The organism is Kitasatospora sp. NPDC034035 (assembly GCF_055575755.1).
Genome location: NZ_JBVISA010000027.1, coordinates 46,791 through 65,548, shown reverse-complemented (window position 1 = coordinate 65,548; position 18,758 = coordinate 46,791). Strand labels below are relative to the sequence as shown.

The window sequence follows — 18,758 nt, the reverse complement described above, 5'->3', positions numbered from 1 at the left end:
CCCTGCAATGGAGGTCTGAACGATGGAGGACACAGTCGCCCTGGTCACCGGGGCAGCGGGCGGGATCGGCGCGGCCGTGGTCCGTGCCCTGGCCCGGCGCGGCACGCGAGTGGCCGCGGTCGACCGGGACGCCGGACGACTCCACGAGGTGACGGGGAAGATGGTCGCCGACGGCCTGTCCGTGGCGGCGTTCCCCGCCGACGTCACCCGCGCCGCCGAGGTGGCGGAACTGGTGGACGGCGTGGAGAGCACGCTGGGACCGGTGGACCACCTGGTCAACGCCGCCGGCGTGCTGCACCTCAGCCCGGTGCTCCGACTGACCGACGAGGACTGGGCCGCGACCTTCGCCGTCAACACCACGGGCGTGATGCACGTGTCACGCGCGGTGGTCGACCGCATGGTGCCCCGCCGTCGCGGCGCGATCGTCACCGTGGCGTCCAACGCGGCCGGCACGCCCCGCATGGACATGGCCGCCTACGCCGCGTCGAAGGCCGCGGCGACGATGTTCACCAAGTGCCTGGCCCTGGAGGTCGCCCGCCACGGCATCCGCTGCAACGTCGTCGCCCCCGGCTCCACCGACACCGCGATGCTCCGGTCCATGTGGCACGACGAGACCGGCCCGCAGGCGACGATCGACGGCCGGCCCGAGGCCTACAAGGTGGGCATCCCGCTGGGCAAGCTGGCCCGGCCGGCGGACATCGCGGACGCCGTGGTCTTCCTGCTCTCCGAACACGCCGGGCACATCACCATGCACGACCTGACCGTCGACGGCGGCGCCACCTTGGGCGTGTGAGGAACCTTGGGCGTGAAGGAGAAGGCCATGGCAGGGATACCCCCCATCGAGCCCTACCCGATGCCGGCCGCGGGCGACCTGCCCGAGAACGTCGCCGGGTGGGAAGCCGACCCGGACCGGGCGGTGCTGCTCATCCACGACATGCAGCGCTACTTCGTCCGCCCGTTCCCGGACACCCTCCGCGGTGAACTGGTGGGCAACACGGCGCAGCTCCGCGAGCGCTGCGTGAGCCTCGGCATCCCGGTCGCCTACACCGCCCAGCCGGGCGGGATGACCGCCGAGGACCGCGGACTGCTCAGGGACTTCTGGGGACCGGGCATGCAGGTCGACCCCGCCGACCGCCGGATCGTCGACGAACTGGCGCCGGCCCCGGACGACTGGCTGTTCACCAAGTGGCGCTACAGCGCCTTCTTCCGGTCGGACCTGCGCGAGCGGATGGTGCGGCACGGCCGCGACCAGCTCGTCATCTGCGGCGTGTACGGGCACGTCGGGGTGCTGATGACCGCCGTCGAGGCGTTCACCAACGACCTCCAGACGTTCCTCGTCGCCGACGCGATCGCGGACTTCTCCGCGGACCACCACCGGCTGACCCTCGACTACGCCGCCCGGCGCTGCGCGGTGGTCACCACGGTCAAGGCGTTCTGCGCGTGACCGCGCCCACGACGCCCCCCGCGCCCACGACGCCCCCCGCGCCCCCCGCGCCCACGACGCCCCCCGCGCCCACGACGCCCGCGGCGCCGGACCTGCTCGAGCTGGTCCGGTCGCCGCGGCCACCGGCGTTCGCGCTGATCCACCGCCCGGAGCGGACCGGCGGCGAGGTGCTGGACGTCCTCGTCGGCGAGGTGTCCGCGGTGGCCGCCCTGGCCGACATCCCGCTGCCCGAACGGGCCGACGGCGCGGGCCACGACGTGCTGGTGCTGGTGCCGTTCCGGCAGCTCGCCGAGCGCGGCTTCGCCTGTACCGACGACGGCGAGCCGCTGCTGGCGATGACCGTCACGGCCCAGGCCGAGGTGCCCTGCCACGAGGCGCTGGCACAGCTGCCCGACCTGCCGATCCGACTCTCCGGTGAGCACTTCGACATCTCCGACGACGACTACGCCGACCTGGTGCGCACGGTCGTCACCGAGGAGATCGGCCGGGGCGAGGGCGGCAACTTCGTCCTCAAGCGCTCCTACGTCGCGGAGATCACGCACTACTCGCCCGGGCACGGCCTGTCGCTGTTCCGCCGACTGCTCCAGCAGGAGACCGGCGCGTACTGGACGTTCATCGTGCACACCGGCGACCGGACGTTCGTCGGCGCCACCCCGGAGCGGCACATCAGCGTGCACGGCGGCACCGCCGTGATGAACCCGGTCAGCGGCACCTACCGGTACCCGCCGAGCGGCCCGGCCCTCCCGGACGTGCTGGCCTTCCTCGGCGACCGCAAGGAGACCGACGAGCTCTACATGGTCCTCGACGAGGAACTCAAGATGATGGCCGGGATCTGCGAGGGCGGGGGCCGCGTCGTCGGCCCGTACCTCAGGGAGATGGCCCGGCTGGCGCACACCGAGTACTTCATCGAGGGGCGCAGCACCCGCGACCCGCGCGAGATCCTCCGGCAGACCCTGTTCGCCCCCACCGTGACCGGGAGCCCGCTGGAGAACGCCTGCCGGATCATCCGCCGGTACGAGCCCGCGGGCCGCGGCTACTACAGCGGGGCCGTCGCGCTCATCGGCCGCGACGGCGGCGGCGGCCGCACGCTGGACTCCGCCATCCTGATCCGCACCGCCGACATCGACCGGGGCGGCCGGCTCCGGCTCGGGGTCGGGGCGACCCTGGTGCGCCACTCCGACCCCGCGTCGGAGGTCGCCGAGACGCGGGCCAAGGCCGCGGGGCTGCTCGCCGCGTTGCGGGCCGACCGGCCCGCGTCCCGCACAGACGGGCCGCCCGTCCGGGCCGACCGGCCCGCGCGCTTCGCCGACGACCCGCGTGTCCGGGCCGCACTGGCCCGCCGCAACACCGGCATCGCCGACTTCTGGCTGACCGACGCGGACCGGCGCAACGGCCCCCGGTCCGGGCTGTACGGCCCCCGGTCCGGGCTGGACGGCCGCCGGGTGCTGGTGGTCGACGCCGAGGACACCTTCACCGTCATGCTGTCCCACCAACTCAGGTCACTGGGCCTGGAAGTGACGGTCCGTCGGTTCGACGAGCGGTACACCTTCGACGGATACGACCTGGTCGTGACGGGCCCGGGACCGGGCGACCCGCTGGACGTCGGGCAGCCCAAGATCGCCCATCTGCACGCGGCGGTCGACCGGCTGCTCGCGGAACGGCGGCCGTTCCTCGCGGTGTGCCTCAGCCACCAGGTGCTCAGCGCCCGGCTCGGGCTGGAGGTGATCCGCAAGGGGGTGCCGAACCAGGGCCTCCAGCAGGACATCGACCTGTTCGGCCGCCCCGAGCGGGTCGGTTTCTACAACTCCTTCGCCGCCCGCAGCGACGACGACAAGACCGAGTGCCCGGGGATCGGCGCGGTGGAGATCAGCCGCGATCCGGCGACGGGGGAGGTGCACGCGCTCCGCGGGCCCGGGTTCGCCTCGGTGCAGTTCCACGCGGAGTCGGTGCTCACCGTCGACGGCGTCCGCGTCATCGCCGACCGGCTCGGTGAGGCCCTGGGACAGTGAGGACGACGGAAGGGGGCCCGCCGACCGAGGCGGGCCCCTTCCGTCGTCAGCGTCACTCCTTCAGCGCCCGATCGACCAACGGCCCGGCGGCGCCGGTGTAGTGGGCCGGGTCGCACAGGCGCTCCAACTCGCCGACGGGCAGCCGGCCGTCGAGTTCCGGGGCCTCGGCGAGCACCGCGGACAGCGGGCGGCCGGACCGTTCGGCGGCCGCGGCGGCCTCGGTCAGCAGGTGCCGTGCGGCGGCCGGGCCGAGGGTGGCGCCCAGCACGGCGGCGATCCGTTCCGAGACGATCCGGCCCCCGGTGAGGGCGAGATTGTCGCGCATCCGGTCCGCCCGCACCTGCAGCCCTTCGGCCAGCTCCACCGCGGTGTGCGCCGATCCGCCGGTCAGCCGCAGGCACTCGCGCAGCAGTTGCCACTCCGCGTGCCAGCCGCCGGCCGACCGCTCGTCCTCGACGCAGAGGCACTGCGTCAGCCCGGCCGACAGCACCGGTACCTGGAGCGCCGCGCTCCGGATCAGGGTGGCGAGCACCGGATTGCGCTTGTGCGGCATGGCGGAGGATCCGCCGCGTCCGGGCGCGCCCGGTTCGGTCAGCTCCGCGATCTCGGTGCGGGCCAGGGTCTGGACGTCGAGCGCGATCTTGCCCAGGGCGCCGGCGGTGAAGGAGAGCGCGGCGGCGAGGTCGGCGATCGGGGTGCGCAGCGCGTGCCAGGGCAGTCGCGGCCGGGCGAGCCCGGTCTCGGCGGCGAACGCGTCGGCGAGGGCGTCGGCGTACCCGCCGGGGTCGGCGGCGCCCCCCGCGTCGGCGTGCGCGCCGGCGTAGGCGTCGGCGTGGGCGAGGTAGCCGGCGAGGGTGCCGGCCGCCCCGCCGAGCGCCACCGGCAGACCGTCCCGCAGCACCCGGTCGACCCGGTCGGCGGCGTCGAGCACCAGGCTCCGCCAGCCCGCGGCCTTCAGCCCGAAGGTGGTGGGCACCGCGTGCAGGGCCAGGGTCCGGCCGGCCATCACCGTGTCACGGTGCCGGCCGGCGAGGCGGGCCAGCGCCCGCGCCGTCCGGCCGAGGTCCTGCCGGAGCAGGCGCAGCGCCCGGTCGGCGACCAGCATGGCGGCGGTGTCGAAGATGTCCTGGCTGGTGGAGCCCCGGTGCACGTACTCGGCGGCGGAGGGGTCGTCGGCGGCGACGAGCGCGGTGAACGCCGTCACCAGTGCCACCACCGGATTGGCCGTTTCCCGCGCCTGTACGGCGATTCGGCGCAGGTCGAGGCGGTCGGCCCGGGCCGCGGCGGTGATCGCGGCGGCCGCCGGTCCGGGTACGGTGCCCAGCCGGGCCTGGGCCCGGGCCAGTGCCGCCTCGGCGTCGAGCATGGCCTGCAGCCACGCCCGGTCGGCGACGGCGGCCTCGACGGGGGTGCCGGCCCGTACGGGGGAGAGCAGGCCGGCATCGGCATCGGCACCGGTAGCGGCTCGGGCGTCGGCGGGGGGCGGCGGCATCGTCATATCGGAACTCCCGTCAGTTCGGTCGGATCGCTCGCCGGGTCGGCCGCGACCGGTTGGCGGTCCACCGGTGGCACGGCGAGCAGGGCGCGGGCGATGGCGTCGGCGTCGGCGAGGGTCACCGAGTCGACCCCGGGGCGGATGCCGGCCGCGGTGACCCAGTGCACCGCCTCGGTGGGGACGCCGTAGGCGAAGCGGCGCGGGTGGGCCTGCCCGTGCGCGTCGAGCAGCCGGTAGGGGCGTTCGGTGACGGCGAGTCCGCCGGTCTCGTGGGCGCCGCCCCGGGCGTTCGGGATGCGGTAGGTGGTGCACTGCTCGGTGCGGAGCAGGTGGAGCAGGAGCGGATCCGCGGTGCGGCGCAGGTCCGGCTCGGGCAGCCGGGCCTCGATGAGGACCCCGGACCGCACCGCGGGTCCCGGCGCTAGGGGCGAGTTGGCGACGAAGCCCGGGGAGGCGGTGTCGAAGCGCACCTGGGTGCCGGGCCCGGTGAGGGTGAGGACGCCCGCCTCGATCAGGGCGATCATCTCCTCGACGCGCGACACCGGCGGGCCGATGGAGAGGAAGGCGTTGAGCGGGGTGTACCACCCGTCGAGCTCGTCCCGGTGCGAGTCGCCGTCCAGGCCGCCGTGGTCCACCGCGAGCCGGATCTCGTTGCGCAGGTCGCGGAGCACGTCCAGGGCGGCCTTCAGCGGCCCGCTGACGTTGCCCGCCTTCGCCTCCCGCACGTCCCGCGCCAGGTACGCCAGCAGCCAGCTCCGGAACTCCGCCCGCCCGCCGAACTCCGTACCGGCGCAGGGCCGGGCGATCCGTGCCCAGTCCCACCGGTCCGCGGGGGCGATGCCGTGGCGTTCCAGCAGCCGGGCCCGGTCCGCCGGGTCCGGCAGCGCCACGTACTGCTCCGAGAAGGCCTCCCGTTCGGCCTGCCGCCCCCGGGACGCCAGCAGGGCGCCGTAGTAGACCGCTTCGACCTCCCGGGCGATCAGCGGCCACAGGTCGGCGCCGAAGCGGACCCGGCTGCCCGCGCGGGCGCGGCGGCGCAGCCCGTCGAGGAACCCGGGTGTCAGCAGTCGGGGCCGGTGGCGGCCGGAGGCGCCCTTCTCGTTCTCCCCGCGTGCGTGGTGCGGGACTCCGCGGCGGGAGAAGGCGTAGAGCAGGGGCTCGTCCCCGCCGGGCCGGTAGCGCAGCCGGTCGCCGTCGCGGACGAAGGAGCCGCCGCGGCCGACGGTCAGCAGGGCCATGTAGTCGAAGAAGTTCAGCCCGAGGCCGCGCAGCAGCACCGGGCGGCCCGGCGTGACCGCGCTCAGGTCGGTCTCCGCGGGGTTGCCGGGCGGCAGGTAGCCGAGGTGGTGGATGCGGGCCAGGCCGGCCGCGCGCTCCTCCCGGGGGGTCAGCCGGGCCGGGAGGTGGCCCTGGGCCAGCACCACGGCGTCCAGGTCGTCGAGCCGGGTCCGGTTCTCCAGCCGGACGCCCTGCGCGCCGTCGGGCAGGCCGTGGGTGTCGGCCATGGCCACGGCGAGCGACCGGTGCACCCGGACGCGCACCCGCTCGGGGGCGAAGGAGACCACCCGCCGGAAGGCGTCCCGGAGGTAGTGCCCGTACAGCGCCCGGGTGGGGTAGGAGTCGGGGCCCAGGGTCCGTGCCTCGGCGAGGACGTCCTCGTCGTAGTCGGCGGGGGAGCCGAGCAGCGCCACGTTCCGCGCCCAGGCGTGCAGGCTGGGGCCGGGCTCGATCGGCCCGGCGATGCGCATGCTGGCGTCCGTGTAGACGGTGATCTGCGAGGCCACGGTGTTGGCCAGCAGGTGGCGGGACTGCCCGGTCCGCCAGACGGCGCCGGCGCCGGGGGCCTGCGGGTCGACGACGTGCACGGTGACGGCGGGGGCCGTCGGATCGTGCCGGGCGTTGGCGCACAGCCGCTCCAGGACCGACAGCCCGCGGGGACCGGCCCCGATGATGCACACCTGCAGGTGCCGGTCGGTCATCGGGCCGCCTCCCGGTGGGGGAGGGCGGCCGGGGCGCCGGTGGTGAAGTCCCGTGCGCCGTGCATCCACGCGAGGTGGTCGTGCAGGTCGGTGGGCGACATCCCGGACAGCGCCGCGTTCCTGGCCGAGGCGTCCGCACCGGCGGGGTGCCACAGCGCGATGCTCGCGCGGGAGATCCGTTGGACCGCGGCGGTGCGGTCGCGCCGCAGCCGGTTGTACTCCGCGAAGCACCCGGCGACGTCCGTTCCGCCGCCGTCCAGCAGGTCGCCCAGAACCACCGCGTCCTCCAGGGCCTGGCAGGCCCCTTGGGCCGCGTAGTGCAGCATCGGATGGGCCGCGTCGCCGAGCAGGGCGACCGGGCCGTCGGTCCAGTCGTCGACCGGGGCCCGGTCGACCAGCACCCAGGACCTCCACTGCTCACCGAGGTCGAGGAGCCGGCGCGGCGTCGTGTCGAGCCCGCCGAACAGGTCGCGGACGACGCGCTGTTCGACCGGGACGCCGGCGAGCGCCCGGGTGGCGCCGCCGTCGTGACTGGCGGCCAGGTTGAGGTACTCGCCCCCGGCGATCGGGTAGTGCACGAAGTGGCACCCGGGACCGGCCCACCACGTCACGGCGTTCCACCGCAGCGGCTCCGGCACCCGCTCCATCGGGATGATCGCGCGGTAGACGGTGATGCCGGAGATGCGGGGCGGTCCGTCGCCGACCAGCTGCCGACGGACCGCGGAGTGGATGCCGTCCGCCCCGATCAGTGCGTCACCGGTGATCCGCTCGCCGTTGTCGAGGACGGCCGTCGCACGGGTGCCGTCCTGCTCGTACCCGGCGACCGGCCGGCTCGGGCACAGCTCGATCCGCGCCGTGTCGAGGCAGGCCGCGAGCAGCAGCCCGTGGAGTTCGCGGCGGTGCACGACCACGTACGGGTTGCCGAACCGCCGCCGGTAGCCCTCGGTGAGCGGCACGCTGGTGACGTGCTCACCGGTGACACCGTCCATGAACCGCAGCTCGTCGACGTGCACCGCGTGGGACCGGACGTCGGCACCCAGCCCGAGGCGGGCCAGGGCGTGCATCCCGTTCGGCGCCAGCTGGAGCCCGGCGCCGAGTTCGGCGAAGTGCGCGCCGCGTTCGAGGACCACCACGTCGTGGCCCCGCCGCGCGATGCCCAAGGCGGCGGCCAGCCCACCGATGCCGCCGCCGGCGACGACTACCTTCGCCATCGCTATCGGCCCCGGTTCCCGTTGCTCAGGGCTTTCGCCAGCTCCAGCCGCTTGATCTTGGTGGTGGCGGTCTGCGGCAGGTCCGCCTGGCGCCACTGGACCGGCGCCGCCATCGGGGGCAGGCCGGCCGTGGCACGCTCCCACGCCGCCTGGTCGAGCGGCTTGTTGTCCCGGGTGCACACCACCGGCACCGGCCTGCCGTCCGGGCCGGGCACGATGATGACCTCCGCCAGCTCGTCCAGCGCGGAGAAGAGGGTGTCCTCGGCGGTCAGGGTGCTGCCGAAGCCGGGGATGACGTCGACCTCGCGGTCGAGCAGGTGCAGGCAGCCCCACCGGGTGCGGTAGCCCACGTCGCCCATGCGCCACCACGCGTCGTGCTCCTGCCGGGCGTACCGCTCGGCTTCGCCCAGGTACGTCAGGACCCGGCCGTTGGAGCGGATCTCGATGAATCCGGGGGACGCCTCGGACACCGGCCGGCCGTCCTGGCTGACCACCCGGACCGCCGTCATGCCGGGGAACGCGTGGCCGACGCAGCGGCCGTCGGCGTCCTCGCCGCGCCACCGGGTGAAGATCCGCCCGACCACCGGTCCGGCCTCGCTCTGGCCGTAGAGCTGGGCGAAGATCGGCACCTGGTGCCGGGAGGCCCCCAGCATCCGCCGCACGGTCCGGGGGTGGATGGCGTCGAAGGTGCTGCTGAAGTACTTCACCTGGGCCAGCGGCCGTCGCGGGTCGTCCACCAGCTCCTCCCACCGCATGAACGTGTTGGGGTGGGCCTCGACCACACCCGGGCGCAGCCGGGCGAACAGGTCGGCGGTCCGTCGCGGGTCGTCGTCGGCCAGCATGACGAGCGGGAAACCGCGCAGCAGCGCGATGGCCATCGCGGTGAAGAGCCGGGAGTGCACGAAGGACACGTGCATCGCCACCGGGCGCCGCTTGCGGACCAGCGCGGCCGCCGCGGCCTGCGGCCGGTAGCGGGCCTGCAGCGTCCAGCCGGTGTGGACGGCCAGCTTCGGGATGCCGGTGGTGCCGGACGTGTGCGTGATCAGCGTCGGATGGTGGGCGGACACGGCGACCGGCGCGACCCGCGGTGAACCGGCCAGGTCCTGCAGCCGTCGGGCGTCGGGGTGGTCGCCCGCGGCGAGCAGCACCCGGCGCGCGTGGTCGAAGACCGCGGCGGGCAGTTCGCCGTCCAACTTGGCCTGGTCCGTGATGAGGTAGGGCCGGTCCACCCGGCGCACCAGCTCGGCCACGGTCGCGCCGTCGAGCTTCGGCGACAGCAGCACCGGCACCGCGCCGATCCGCACGGCCATGCACGCCAGCAGGGTGATGTCGAAGTTGTTCGTCTTGTAGACGACCACCCGGTCCCCCGGACGGACCCCGGCCGCCCACAGCCGGGACGCGAAGTCGTCGACCAGGTCCGCGATCTCCCCGACGGTCAGCCGGCGGCCCGGCTCGGGTGCCAGGTCCAGATCGTGGTCGAGGACCACGACGTTGGCCGGATGCCGGGCCGCCGCCCGGTCGAAGAGCGTGCCCAGCCGGATTCCGCGATTTCCCACCCGTTGCAGCAGCATGTTCCGCCCTTCCTCCCGGTCACGCCTTCTCGACGATCGCCCTGACGCGGCCCAGCGTGGCCTGGAGGTCCCCGGCCAGCTTCTCGGTCCAGTCGGCGAGGAACCTCCTCCTGGTGGCCTCGTCCATCTCCGCGGTGATCCCCCGGATCCCCTCGGTCGCGGTGCCCATGCGCAGGCCGTGCACCAGGACGCAGCCGTCGCCGTCCGGCGCGATCTCGTACGACCAGACGCTGTCCTGCGGGTTCCCGGCGCTGTCCCGCATGGCCCAGCGGAAGAGCCGCCCGGGCTCGGCGGCGACCACCTGCGACTCGGTGCGCCACACGCCGCGGACGACGGGCGCCCACGCGACGACGTCCGGGGCGCGCAGGTTCTCGCCGCGGAAGACGGCGCCCACCGTCCCCGGGCGGCCGGCCACCCACGTACCGCCCGTGCACTCCGGGCTCCACTCGGCGCTCCGCGGCAGATCGCTGACCACCGCGTACACCTCGGCCGGCGACGCGGCGATCCGGATCCGCGCCCGGACATCGAACAAGGGCGTGAGCTGGAAATCGGTTGAGGTCATGGATCGAATCTCGTGCGGGTGGCGCCGGCAGTCAAAGAAGAGGTCGCGGGTGCGTCAAGTCGGCACGTCTTGTGTGAGTTGACGAAGCCTCAGGTCGTTTCTCCGCACGTTCCCGCGCGCGGTCCACCGGTGCCAGAATCGGCAGGGTGCTGGCTGCCTATGTAGACCGACTCGGGTCACCCGAAGAGATTCGGCACGGCGAACTCCCGGCCCCACGGCCCCGATCGAACGAGGTGCTGGTCAACGTCCTCGCCTCGACGGTCAACCCGGTGGACACCTTCGTGCGGTCCGGGCAGTACCGGACCGCGCTGAGCTTCCCGTTCGTGATCGGCCGGGACGTGGTCGGCGTGGTCGCCGAGACGGGCGCCGACGTGTCCGGCTTCGCCCCGGGCGACCGGGTGTGGTGCAACAGCCTGGGCCACGACGGCCGGCCGGGGGCCGCGGCGGAACGGGCGGTTGTGGCGGCGGACCGGCTCTACCACCTGCCGGAGGGAGTGGCGCCGACCACGGCCCTCGCCGTGGTGCACCCCGGGGCCACCGCCTGGCTCGCGCTGTTCCGGCACGGCGCCCTCCGGCCGGGGGAGACCGTCCTCGTCGCCGGTGCCGCCGGCAACGTCGGCAGCGCGCTCGTCGTGCTGGCCGCCGAGGCGGGCGCCCGGGTGATCGCCACCGCCGCCCGCCGCGACCTGGCGTACTGCCACGGCATCGGTGCAGCCGAGGCGCTCGACTACGCCGATCCCCGCCTGACCGAGCACCTGAACTCGCTCTGCCCGCAAGGGATCGACGTGCACCTGGACACCTCGGGCCGGAACGACCTCGGCACCGCGGTCGAACTCCTCGCACCCCGGGGCCGGATCGTGCTGCTCGCCGGCGCGCGCACGCACCCCGTCCTCCCGGCGGGGGCGCTCTACATGAAGGACGGCTCGATCCGGGGCTTCGTCATCTCCCGTGCCACGACGGCCGAACTGGCCGACGCCGCCGACGCCCTCAACCGCCTGCTCCCCACCGGGCGGCTGAGGGCCCGGAGGACGGAGACCCTGCCCCTGCCCGCCGCCGCCGAGGCCCACCGGCGCATGGAGGCCGGTGAACTGCACGGCAGGCGGCTGATCCTGGACATCGCCGGAGCGGCCGGGCGCTAGCCACTGCGTAAACCGCTGCGTAGGGCGCGGCGAAGCTACTGCGAATCGAGGAGGCCCCGCCCGATGGAACGCCGATGGTGGACGCTACTGGTGGTGTGCGCGTCGATGTTCATGCTGCTGATCGACGTCAACGTGGTCGTCGTCGCCCTGCCGGACATCCAGCACGCGCTCGGCGCGAGCTTCGCCGGCCTGCAGTGGATGACGGATGCCTACGCCCTCACACTGGCCGCGCTGCTGCTCACCGCCGGTTTCCTCGCCGACAGGTACGGAAGGCGGCGGGTGTTCGTCGTCGGCCTGGTGGTCTTCACCGGCGGCTCGCTGCTCTGCGGCCTCGCGCCGAACGCGTCGACGCTGGTCCTGTTCCGCGCGGTGCAGGGGAGCGGCGGCGCGATCCTGTCGGCCACCTCGCTCGCCCTGCTCGCCGGTTCCTTCCAGGGCAGGCAGCGTGGCGTGGCGTTCGGTGTCTGGGGCGCGGTCGCGGGCGTCGCGACCGGTCTGGGCCCGGTCCTCGGCGGCGTGCTCACCGGTGGCGTCGGCTGGCGCGGGATCTTCCTGGTGAACGTGCCGGTCGGCATCGCCGCGCTGGTCATCACGGTGCGCCGGGTGGACGAGTCCCGCACCACGGGGGACCGCCGGATCGACTGGCCGGGCGTGGTGACCCTGACCACCGGGCTGTTCGGCCTGGTGTACGGGCTGATCACGGCGAGCGAAGCCGGCTGGGGGCAGCGCGGCGTGCCCCTCTGGCTCGGCCTGGCGGCGCTCTGCCTGGTGGCGTTCGCGCTGGTCGAACGGCGGGTGCCGGAGCCGATGTTCGACCCGTCGCTGCTGCGCATCCCGACCTTCGTCGGCGGCTCGGTGGCGGCCTTCGCCATGAACGCCTCGCTGTACGCGGTCTTCGTCTACCTCGTCCTCTATCTCCAGAACGGCCTCGGCGGCAGCCCGCTGGTCACCGGCGTCCGACTGCTGACCGGCTCCGCCTTCACCTTCGTCGCCGCCTTCGCCGCGGGCCGGCTGACCAGTCGGGTGCCGGTGCGGTGGCTGATCGGCCCGGGCCTCGGCCTGGTGGGCGCCGGCCTGCTGCTGATGCGGGGCCTGACCGCCGGGTCGGAGTGGACCCACCTCGTCGCCGGGCTCGTCGTCTCCGGCCTCGGCGCCGGCCTGGTCAATCCACCGCTCGCCTCGACGGCGGTGGGTGTCGTGCCGCCGCACCGGTCCGGGATGGCCTCGGGCGCCAACCAGACCTTCCGGCAGATCGGCATCGCGGTCGGGGTCGCCTGCTACGGCACGATCTTCGCGGCCTCGCTGCACGCGACGCTCCGGCACCGGCTGGCCGACATCCCGGCGCTGAGCGGCCAGGTCGAGCAGATCGCCGGTGCGGTGCACCGGGGAGTCACCGACCGGGCGGTGGCGCTCGCGCCGACGGAGGCCCGCGACGCGCTGGCCGACGCGATCCGGGCCGGATTCGCCGACTCCCTCGACGCCGTGCTGCTCGTCGCCGGCCTGCTGGCGCTGGTGGGTGGCGTGCTGGCCACCGCGCTGATCCGCAGCCGGGACTTCGTCGCCCCCCGGCCGCCGGTCCCGGGTCGGACGCCAGACGTGGGTCAGACGCCAGACCCGAGTCAGACGACGGACCCGCGTCAGACGACGGACCCGAGCAGGAAGGACTCGCCGACGTCCGGCCGGAGCCCGTCCGGGCGCCCGGCGAAGTAGCGCTCGGTCAGGTCCGCCGTCGAGACGTGCCGCACCTCGTGGAGCCCGCACTCGCGCGCCAGCCGGAGCATCTCTTCGGCGGTGAAGAAGCTGCGGAACCGGATCGGATAGTGCGGCTGCTCGCCCGCGGCGGCGACGGTCTCGGGCGGCAGCAGGAAGGTCATCGCGAAGGCGGAGCCCGGGGCCGTCTTCGCCGCCTTGGTCAGGGTGTCCGCGACCGCGTCCTTGGTGAGGTACATGCTGACCCCGGTGCTGGCCAGCACTGCCGGCCGGTCCGGGTCGAAGCCGGCCTCGACCAGGCGCTGCCACCAGTCCTCGTCCGCCTCGAAGTCGACCGGGACCAGGCGCAGCCAGTCGGGCACCCCGTAGCCGAGCTCGTTCAGCCGCTGCCGCTTCCACGCCTGCGGGCCGTCCTGGTCGATCTCGAACACCCGCATCTCGGCGGCGAGTTCCGGGCGCCGCTGGGCGAAGGTGTCCAGGCCGGCGCCGAGGATCACGTACTGCCGGACGCCGGCGGCGAACCGCTCGGCGACCAGGTCCTCCACGAACCGCGCCCGGGCGACGACGCCCGCGCGGAATCCGCCGGTGGCGTTCCTGCCCATGTCGGGCCGGCGGCGCCAGTTCTCACCCGGCGCGACGAGTTCCAGGCCGATCTCGTCGTCGAGGACGTGCGGGGGCGCGTCGACCTGGACGTGCATGGCCCGCCACAGGGCCACTCGCAAGGCGGTCGACTCGGGCGCGACGGTTCGCTGGGCAGGCATGACGTACTCGCTCTCGGTCCGTGGATCTCCGATCACGGTAGGTCATGCTCGGTGCCCGCGCCGTTGCGCCCGGGCGGATCCGTCGCGCCCGGGCGCGTGCTGCGGGGCTCGTCCCGTACTGCCGAGTTCACCCGATGGAATGACGCACGCTCCTCGGCATCGTCGCGGGAGCCGAGGAGCGTGGGATCGGTGTTCAGCTTGGCATCGGTCTGTTGCGGGGAATCAGTACGTCTCGTCGCGGAACACGCGCCACACGGTCGTCCCGGCGGCAACGCCGAGCGTGAGGGCGCCGAGCCCCCAGACGGCACCGGTCCGCTCGCGGCCGAGCGCACGGTCGACGGAGAGCGGCCCCGGGCCGTCCCAGGCCAGGCAGGCCGCGGCCGTGATCAGGACCACCGGGTACTCGTAGCCGCCGTTCTCGGCCCACAGGCCCTCCCGCCGGTGCACGGCCGCGGCGTTGACCATCTCCCCGATGAGGGCGGCCGCCGCCAGCGGGGTGGCCGTCCCGGTCACCAGGCCCACGCCCGCGGCCAGTTCGGTGACACCGGCCAGCGTGGCCATCGCCCGGCCGTTGCGGTACCCGAACTTCTCGAAGTTCTCCGCCGTCTGCTCGTGGCCCGATCCGCCGAACCAGCCGAACAGCTTCCGGCCACCGAAGCCGATGGCGAGTCCGCCGACGACGCCCCTCATGATCAACCGGCCCGTACCCGCCATCGCCGTCCTTCCGTCCTCCCGGCCGTGCCGGGGATGCGAGGTGCCGCCGGGCGCCGACCACCGGCGACCGGGGGTGAGATTGCTAGCATCCTAGCAGCCTCGGCATCTCTGGCGTCTGGCATTCCTGACGTTCGGTCAAATTAGGTTGGCTGCAGCATCCCTGGCATCGCCCCTCCGGGTTGCCGGTGATCCCCGTGCTCCCGGGTGGCCCCGGTGGTCCCGGTGTGCGAGTGGGGAGATTCCCCGCTCGCACACCGCCACGGCCGCTACGACGACGGCTGGCTCTTCGCCGGGTACATCCCGGTGAGCGGCTTGGTCGGCGCGGGAGGGGGCGCCATGTGCAGCACCTCCGGCGAGAGCGGGATGTCCAGGCTCCGGTCCGAGCCGGCCAGCGCCCGCTCGACCGTGCGGTGGATCTCCGTCTTGTCCGAGCCCAGGTAGAGCCCGGCGGTCAGCCGCACCGGGTCGCCGCTGTAGTAGTTCACGTACTGCATGAGCCGCTGGCCGAACCCGTCGCCGGCCACATCCCAGGCGAGCTTGAACAGTCGGACCCGCTCCTCGGCCGAGACGCCCGGGCGACCCCGCACGAACCGGTCGATGAGCGGGCGCAGTTCCTCGTTGGCGAAGTCCCCGCCGGACGGCGCGTAGAAGAAGTTGCCCGCCGCCAGGATCTGGATGACCTCGACCATCCGGCGGTGCGTCGGCGCGGTCTGCATGAGGAACGCCATCATCCCCGGCAGGTACGGCACCCAGGTGCCGTCCGGCAGCGGGGCGGCCAGGGCCTCGGCGCCGTAGAACAGGGTCCGCAGGGTGTCGAGCCGGGAGATGAGGTCGCCGAGCTTCTCCTGGACGTGCAGGAACTCGTCGATCCCGGTCGCGTCGGCGACCTTCGTCGCGATGCCGCACAGCAGTTCCATCGAGGCCAGGCTCCGAGCGCCGTTGACCACCAGGACGCTCGGGTCGTTGCCGAGCACCCGGTTGACCAGGTCGCGGCTGCCGGGCCGGCCGTCGACGACGACCCGGTCCCACGGGACCAGCACGTCGTCGAAGACGGCGATGCAGTCCATCTCCTCGAACCGGCTGCTGAGCGGGTGGTCGAACTCCGTCCGGCCGGCCGGCGCCACCGGCTCGCGGCAGATGAACTTCAACCCCGGTGTGTCGGTGGGGATCGCGAACACCACCGCGTAGTCGTCGTCGCCCGGGGCGATGCCCCCGAAGGGGACGACCACGAGCTCCTCCGCGAACGGCGCCATGGTGCTGAGCATCTTCGCGCCACGGACGACGATGCCCTCGTCGGTCTCGCGCACCTTCCCCAGGTGCAGGAACGGGTCCTCCTGCTGGGACGAGGTCTTCGACCGGTCGATCGCCGGGTTGATCAGGACGTGCGTCAGGAAGAGGTCGTTGTCCCGTACGTGCTCGTAGTACCGGCGGGCGTTCCGGCCGAAGCGCTCGTCCAGGTCGCCGAACACCGGGGCGTTGGTGTTCCAGCCCAGGACGAACGCGTTCATGAAGTCCGGCGACCGGCCCATCATCCCGAAGGTGTGGTCGGCGCGGAGCTTGAAGTGCCGCCGTTTGGCGACCAGGTCCTCCTTGCTCCGGCACGGCTGGAACGAGCGCGACAGCCGTTCACCCGTCGTGGGGTCCGCGTAGGTGCAGATGTCGACGTACCGCGGGTCCAGTTGGAGGTCGTACTGCTCCGCGATGGTCCGCAGCGGGCCGGCGAAGACCGGCTCCTCGGTGACGTGGGTGATGCGGCGGCCGTTGAGGTAGATCTCGGGCTGGAGCGACGTCAGGTTGTCCAGGTACTGCTTCCCGGTGCGTGCGGGCACGGTGTCCTCCTTGTCGGGCGGTGGGCGGGAGTTGCGGCTCAGCCGAGGACGGCGCTCTCGCGCCGGGCGAGGTCCCGGCCCGCCGCGCGGGCCTGTTCCTCTGCGGCGATCCGGGTGCGCGCGGCCAGCTCGGTGAACCGGTCCAGTGCCGGATCGATCCCAACGAGAGTCAACTCCCGTTCCACCACGGTGAGTTGAAGCTTCCACACATCGTCGAACATGCGACGCATCCAGCCGATGGCGTGGTCCCAGCCGTCCCGCGGCGTCCCCGGCCCGTAGGCGCCGCCCCGGGCGGTCACCAGCACCGCCGGCTTGCCCGCCAGCGGTCTCTCCCCGCCCGGGGCCATCCGCGGATCGGTGAGGACGAGGTCCACCCAGGCCTTCAGGTGCTGGGAGACACCGAAGTTGTAGAGCGGCGCCGCGACGATCACGGCGTCGGCGGCGACCAGCTCGTCGGTCAGCGACGAGGCCAGTGCCAGGGCGTCCCGCTGCTCGGGTGTGTGCCGCTCCGGGGGAGTGAACCGGGTCGCCACCGCGGCGGCCCAGGCGGTCGGCGGCAACGGGGCCTCGCCGAGGTGGCGCCGGACCACCACCGGCGCGTCCGGGGTCGCGGCGCGCCACTCCCGCTCCACGAGGTCGGCGAGCACGGCGGTGCTGGATCGGAGGCCGAGGATGCTGGTGTCCAGCCGTAGGAGAGTCATCACGAACTCCGGAGGTGGGGTGGGTGGGGGCGGCGCCGGGAGCATCAGCGCCCCCGTGTGCGGCGTCCTCGAACGGCCGGAGGCGGCTGGTCGGCGTTTTCCTGCGCGGGTCGATGCCCCGTCCGAGGGTCATCGGGAATCCGCCGCCTGTCAATGACGCCGGGAAAGGTTCCGGGGGTTTGTCCGACTGGGAATTCTCCCCAGTCGGACAAGGGCGCCGGCGCCGCGCTGATCGTTGACGATGAACTCGCTCGGTTGTCACAATCGTCGCGAATCTTGAGCGGGCAGGGCGGCGTTCGCGTGCCCCTAGGGAGGTTGCCCCATGAAGTTGAGCCCGGATTTCGGCACCGATCTCGCCACCGGGGTGGTGGACCGGGAAATCTACACCAGCGAGAAGATCTTCGCACTGGAACAGGAAAGGATATTCACCCGGACCTGGCACTACGCCTGCCTGACCCGCGATCTGAAGAAGCCGGGTGATTACTTCACGGTTTCCATCGCCAACCAGCCGGTGCTCGTGGTGCGGGGCAACGACGGTGAGATCCGCGCGTTCCACAATGCCTGCACCCACCGCGGCGCGATCCTGACCGGAGAGCGGTGCGGCAACCAGGGCCAGGTCCTCAAGTGCATGTACCACGCCTGGGCGTTCAACCTGAAGGGTGAGCTCACCGGCGTGCCCTACGAGGAGGGCTACGGACCGGACTTCGACCGCGGCGCCCTCGGCCTGAAGCCGGTGCACTGCGACACCTTCCACGACCTGGTCTTCGTCGCGATCCGGCCGACGGTGCCGTCGCTCACCGACTTCCTCGGCGAGATGACCGACCACCTCGCGCCGTACGTGCAGGGCATCGAGCCGATCGGCCGCAACAGCTGGATCTACGAGGGCAACTGGAAGTTCTGGCACGAGAACTTCCGGGACGACTACCACGCCGAGTTCACCCACCGCAGCATCCGCGACCTGCTGGTCGGCACCGCCGCACGGGGCTGGAACTGGGGCGCGGCGCCCGGGCATTCGGTCCTCCAGTGGGCCTTCCCTCCGCTCGACCCGCCGAAGTACGCCCGCGCCCTCCAGCGCTTCAGCGGGGTGGACTTCTCGGACGGCACCATGCCGGTCGGCTGGAACAGCATGCTCGCCCAGGGACCGCCCGGCCCGCCGGACGGCTTCGAGGGCTTCGGGGGCGGCGAACCACCGGAGATCCGGCAGGAAGTGCTCGCGCTCTTCCCCAACCTCGACATCCAGCCCGGCCCCAAGGACACCCCGCGCGGCATGAAGGCGGGGTACATCCAGACGGTCACCCCGCTCGGCGTCGATCGGGCCCGGGTCGACATCACCGTCTACTCGGACGTCGAGGACGACGAGGCCGCGCGGCGGGAGGTGCTGGAGAACCTCGCCGACACCCAGGGCTCGTGGGGCAAGATCAGCTGCGACGACACCGAGGCCGCCGCCCGCTGCCAGATCGGCGTGCGCGGCGAGGGCGGCCGGTACAACCTCTTCACCCGGGGGACCGAGCCCGGCCGGGGCGGCGAGGACGCCGACGTCCGGGACGAGTACTCGCAGCGCGAGTTCTTCCGGGTCTACCAGCAGTACCTCCAGGACGAGTCGTGAGCGGCCCGACGACGGAAGGAAGGCGCG

General features: G+C 73.4%; 15 protein-coding genes. 6 read left to right on the top strand and 9 right to left on the bottom strand.

The window, feature by feature from the left end:
* The first annotated feature begins 22 nt into the window (after nucleotides 1–22).
* The 3 genes from ACZ52J_RS31155 (at nucleotide 23) to ACZ52J_RS31145 (ending at nucleotide 3,453) form a co-directional block, all read left to right on the top strand.
* The gene (locus ACZ52J_RS31155) at nucleotides 23–793 is read left to right on the top strand and encodes a 2,3-dihydro-2,3-dihydroxybenzoate dehydrogenase (protein ID WP_465623502.1); all 771 of its coding nucleotides are present in this window, start codon (nucleotides 23–25) and stop codon (nucleotides 791–793) included.
* Between the two features lie 27 nt (nucleotides 794–820).
* Nucleotides 821–1,444, top strand: coding sequence for an isochorismatase family protein (locus ACZ52J_RS31150; protein WP_465623500.1), 624 nt, complete (start codon nucleotides 821–823; stop codon nucleotides 1,442–1,444).
* Between the two features lie 92 nt (nucleotides 1,445–1,536).
* On the top strand, nucleotides 1,537–3,453 hold the full coding sequence (locus ACZ52J_RS31145) for an anthranilate synthase family protein (RefSeq protein ID WP_465623563.1): 1,917 nt from the start codon (nucleotides 1,537–1,539) through the stop codon (nucleotides 3,451–3,453).
* A gap of 52 nt (nucleotides 3,454–3,505) precedes the next feature.
* On the opposite strand, the gene ACZ52J_RS31140 is transcribed toward ACZ52J_RS31145, so the two are convergent.
* Genes ACZ52J_RS31140 through ACZ52J_RS31120 form a run of 5 tightly spaced genes read right to left on the bottom strand, consistent with a single transcriptional unit; the run spans nucleotide 3,506 to nucleotide 10,271 of the window.
* Nucleotides 3,506–4,951 (bottom strand): nitrosuccinate lyase, encoded by a 1,446-nt coding sequence (locus ACZ52J_RS31140; RefSeq protein ID WP_465623498.1) that lies wholly within the window; start codon nucleotides 4,949–4,951, stop codon nucleotides 3,506–3,508.
* Nucleotides 4,948–6,927, bottom strand: coding sequence for an FAD/NAD(P)-binding protein (locus tag ACZ52J_RS31135; RefSeq protein ID WP_465623497.1), 1,980 nt, complete (start codon nucleotides 6,925–6,927; stop codon nucleotides 4,948–4,950). The genes ACZ52J_RS31140 and ACZ52J_RS31135 overlap by 4 nt, the downstream gene beginning before the upstream one ends.
* Complete coding sequence (locus tag ACZ52J_RS31130; protein ID WP_465623496.1) at nucleotides 6,924–8,138, bottom strand: FAD-dependent monooxygenase; 1,215 nt, start codon at nucleotides 8,136–8,138, stop codon at nucleotides 6,924–6,926. The genes ACZ52J_RS31135 and ACZ52J_RS31130 overlap by 4 nt, the downstream gene beginning before the upstream one ends.
* A gap of 2 nt (nucleotides 8,139–8,140) precedes the next feature.
* Complete coding sequence (locus ACZ52J_RS31125; RefSeq protein WP_465623494.1) at nucleotides 8,141–9,709, bottom strand: class I adenylate-forming enzyme family protein; 1,569 nt, start codon at nucleotides 9,707–9,709, stop codon at nucleotides 8,141–8,143.
* Nucleotides 9,710–9,728: 19 nt separating this feature from the next.
* The gene (locus ACZ52J_RS31120; protein ID WP_465623493.1) at nucleotides 9,729–10,271 is read right to left on the bottom strand and encodes an SRPBCC family protein; all 543 of its coding nucleotides are present in this window, start codon (nucleotides 10,269–10,271) and stop codon (nucleotides 9,729–9,731) included.
* A gap of 146 nt (nucleotides 10,272–10,417) precedes the next feature.
* Here ACZ52J_RS31120 and ACZ52J_RS31115 point away from each other — a divergent pair, with 146 nt between their 5' ends.
* Together ACZ52J_RS31115 and ACZ52J_RS31110 are read left to right on the top strand one after the other, a co-directional pair.
* Nucleotides 10,418–11,410, top strand: a complete 993-nt coding sequence (locus ACZ52J_RS31115; RefSeq protein WP_465623491.1) for an NADPH:quinone reductase — start codon at nucleotides 10,418–10,420, stop codon at nucleotides 11,408–11,410.
* A gap of 63 nt (nucleotides 11,411–11,473) precedes the next feature.
* Complete coding sequence (locus ACZ52J_RS31110; RefSeq protein ID WP_465623489.1) at nucleotides 11,474–13,120, top strand: MFS transporter; 1,647 nt, start codon at nucleotides 11,474–11,476, stop codon at nucleotides 13,118–13,120.
* Here ACZ52J_RS31110 and ACZ52J_RS31105 read toward each other — a convergent pair.
* The 4 genes from ACZ52J_RS31105 to ACZ52J_RS31090 form a co-directional block, all read right to left on the bottom strand.
* Nucleotides 13,048–13,881 carry a class I SAM-dependent methyltransferase gene (locus ACZ52J_RS31105; protein ID WP_465623487.1) on the bottom strand — a complete coding sequence of 278 codons (834 nt, stop codon included), beginning with the start codon at nucleotides 13,879–13,881 and terminating at the stop codon, nucleotides 13,048–13,050. The genes ACZ52J_RS31110 and ACZ52J_RS31105 overlap by 73 nt on opposite strands.
* Before the next feature lie 222 nt (nucleotides 13,882–14,103).
* Complete coding sequence (locus ACZ52J_RS31100; protein WP_465623486.1) at nucleotides 14,104–14,595, bottom strand: DoxX family protein; 492 nt, start codon at nucleotides 14,593–14,595, stop codon at nucleotides 14,104–14,106.
* 266 nt (nucleotides 14,596–14,861) lie between these two features.
* Nucleotides 14,862–16,424 (bottom strand): 4-hydroxyphenylacetate 3-hydroxylase family protein, encoded by a 1,563-nt coding sequence (locus ACZ52J_RS31095; protein ID WP_465623484.1) that lies wholly within the window; start codon nucleotides 16,422–16,424, stop codon nucleotides 14,862–14,864.
* 38 nt (nucleotides 16,425–16,462) lie between these two features.
* Nucleotides 16,463–17,125 carry an FMN-dependent NADH-azoreductase gene (locus ACZ52J_RS31090; protein ID WP_465623483.1) on the bottom strand — a complete coding sequence of 221 codons (663 nt, stop codon included), beginning with the start codon at nucleotides 17,123–17,125 and terminating at the stop codon, nucleotides 16,463–16,465.
* 322 nt (nucleotides 17,126–17,447) lie between these two features.
* On the opposite strand from ACZ52J_RS31090, the gene ACZ52J_RS31085 reads away from it, so the two are divergent.
* On the top strand, nucleotides 17,448–18,731 hold the full coding sequence (locus ACZ52J_RS31085; protein ID WP_465623481.1) for an aromatic ring-hydroxylating oxygenase subunit alpha: 1,284 nt from the start codon (nucleotides 17,448–17,450) through the stop codon (nucleotides 18,729–18,731).
* The last annotated feature ends 27 nt before the right edge of the window (nucleotides 18,732–18,758 follow it).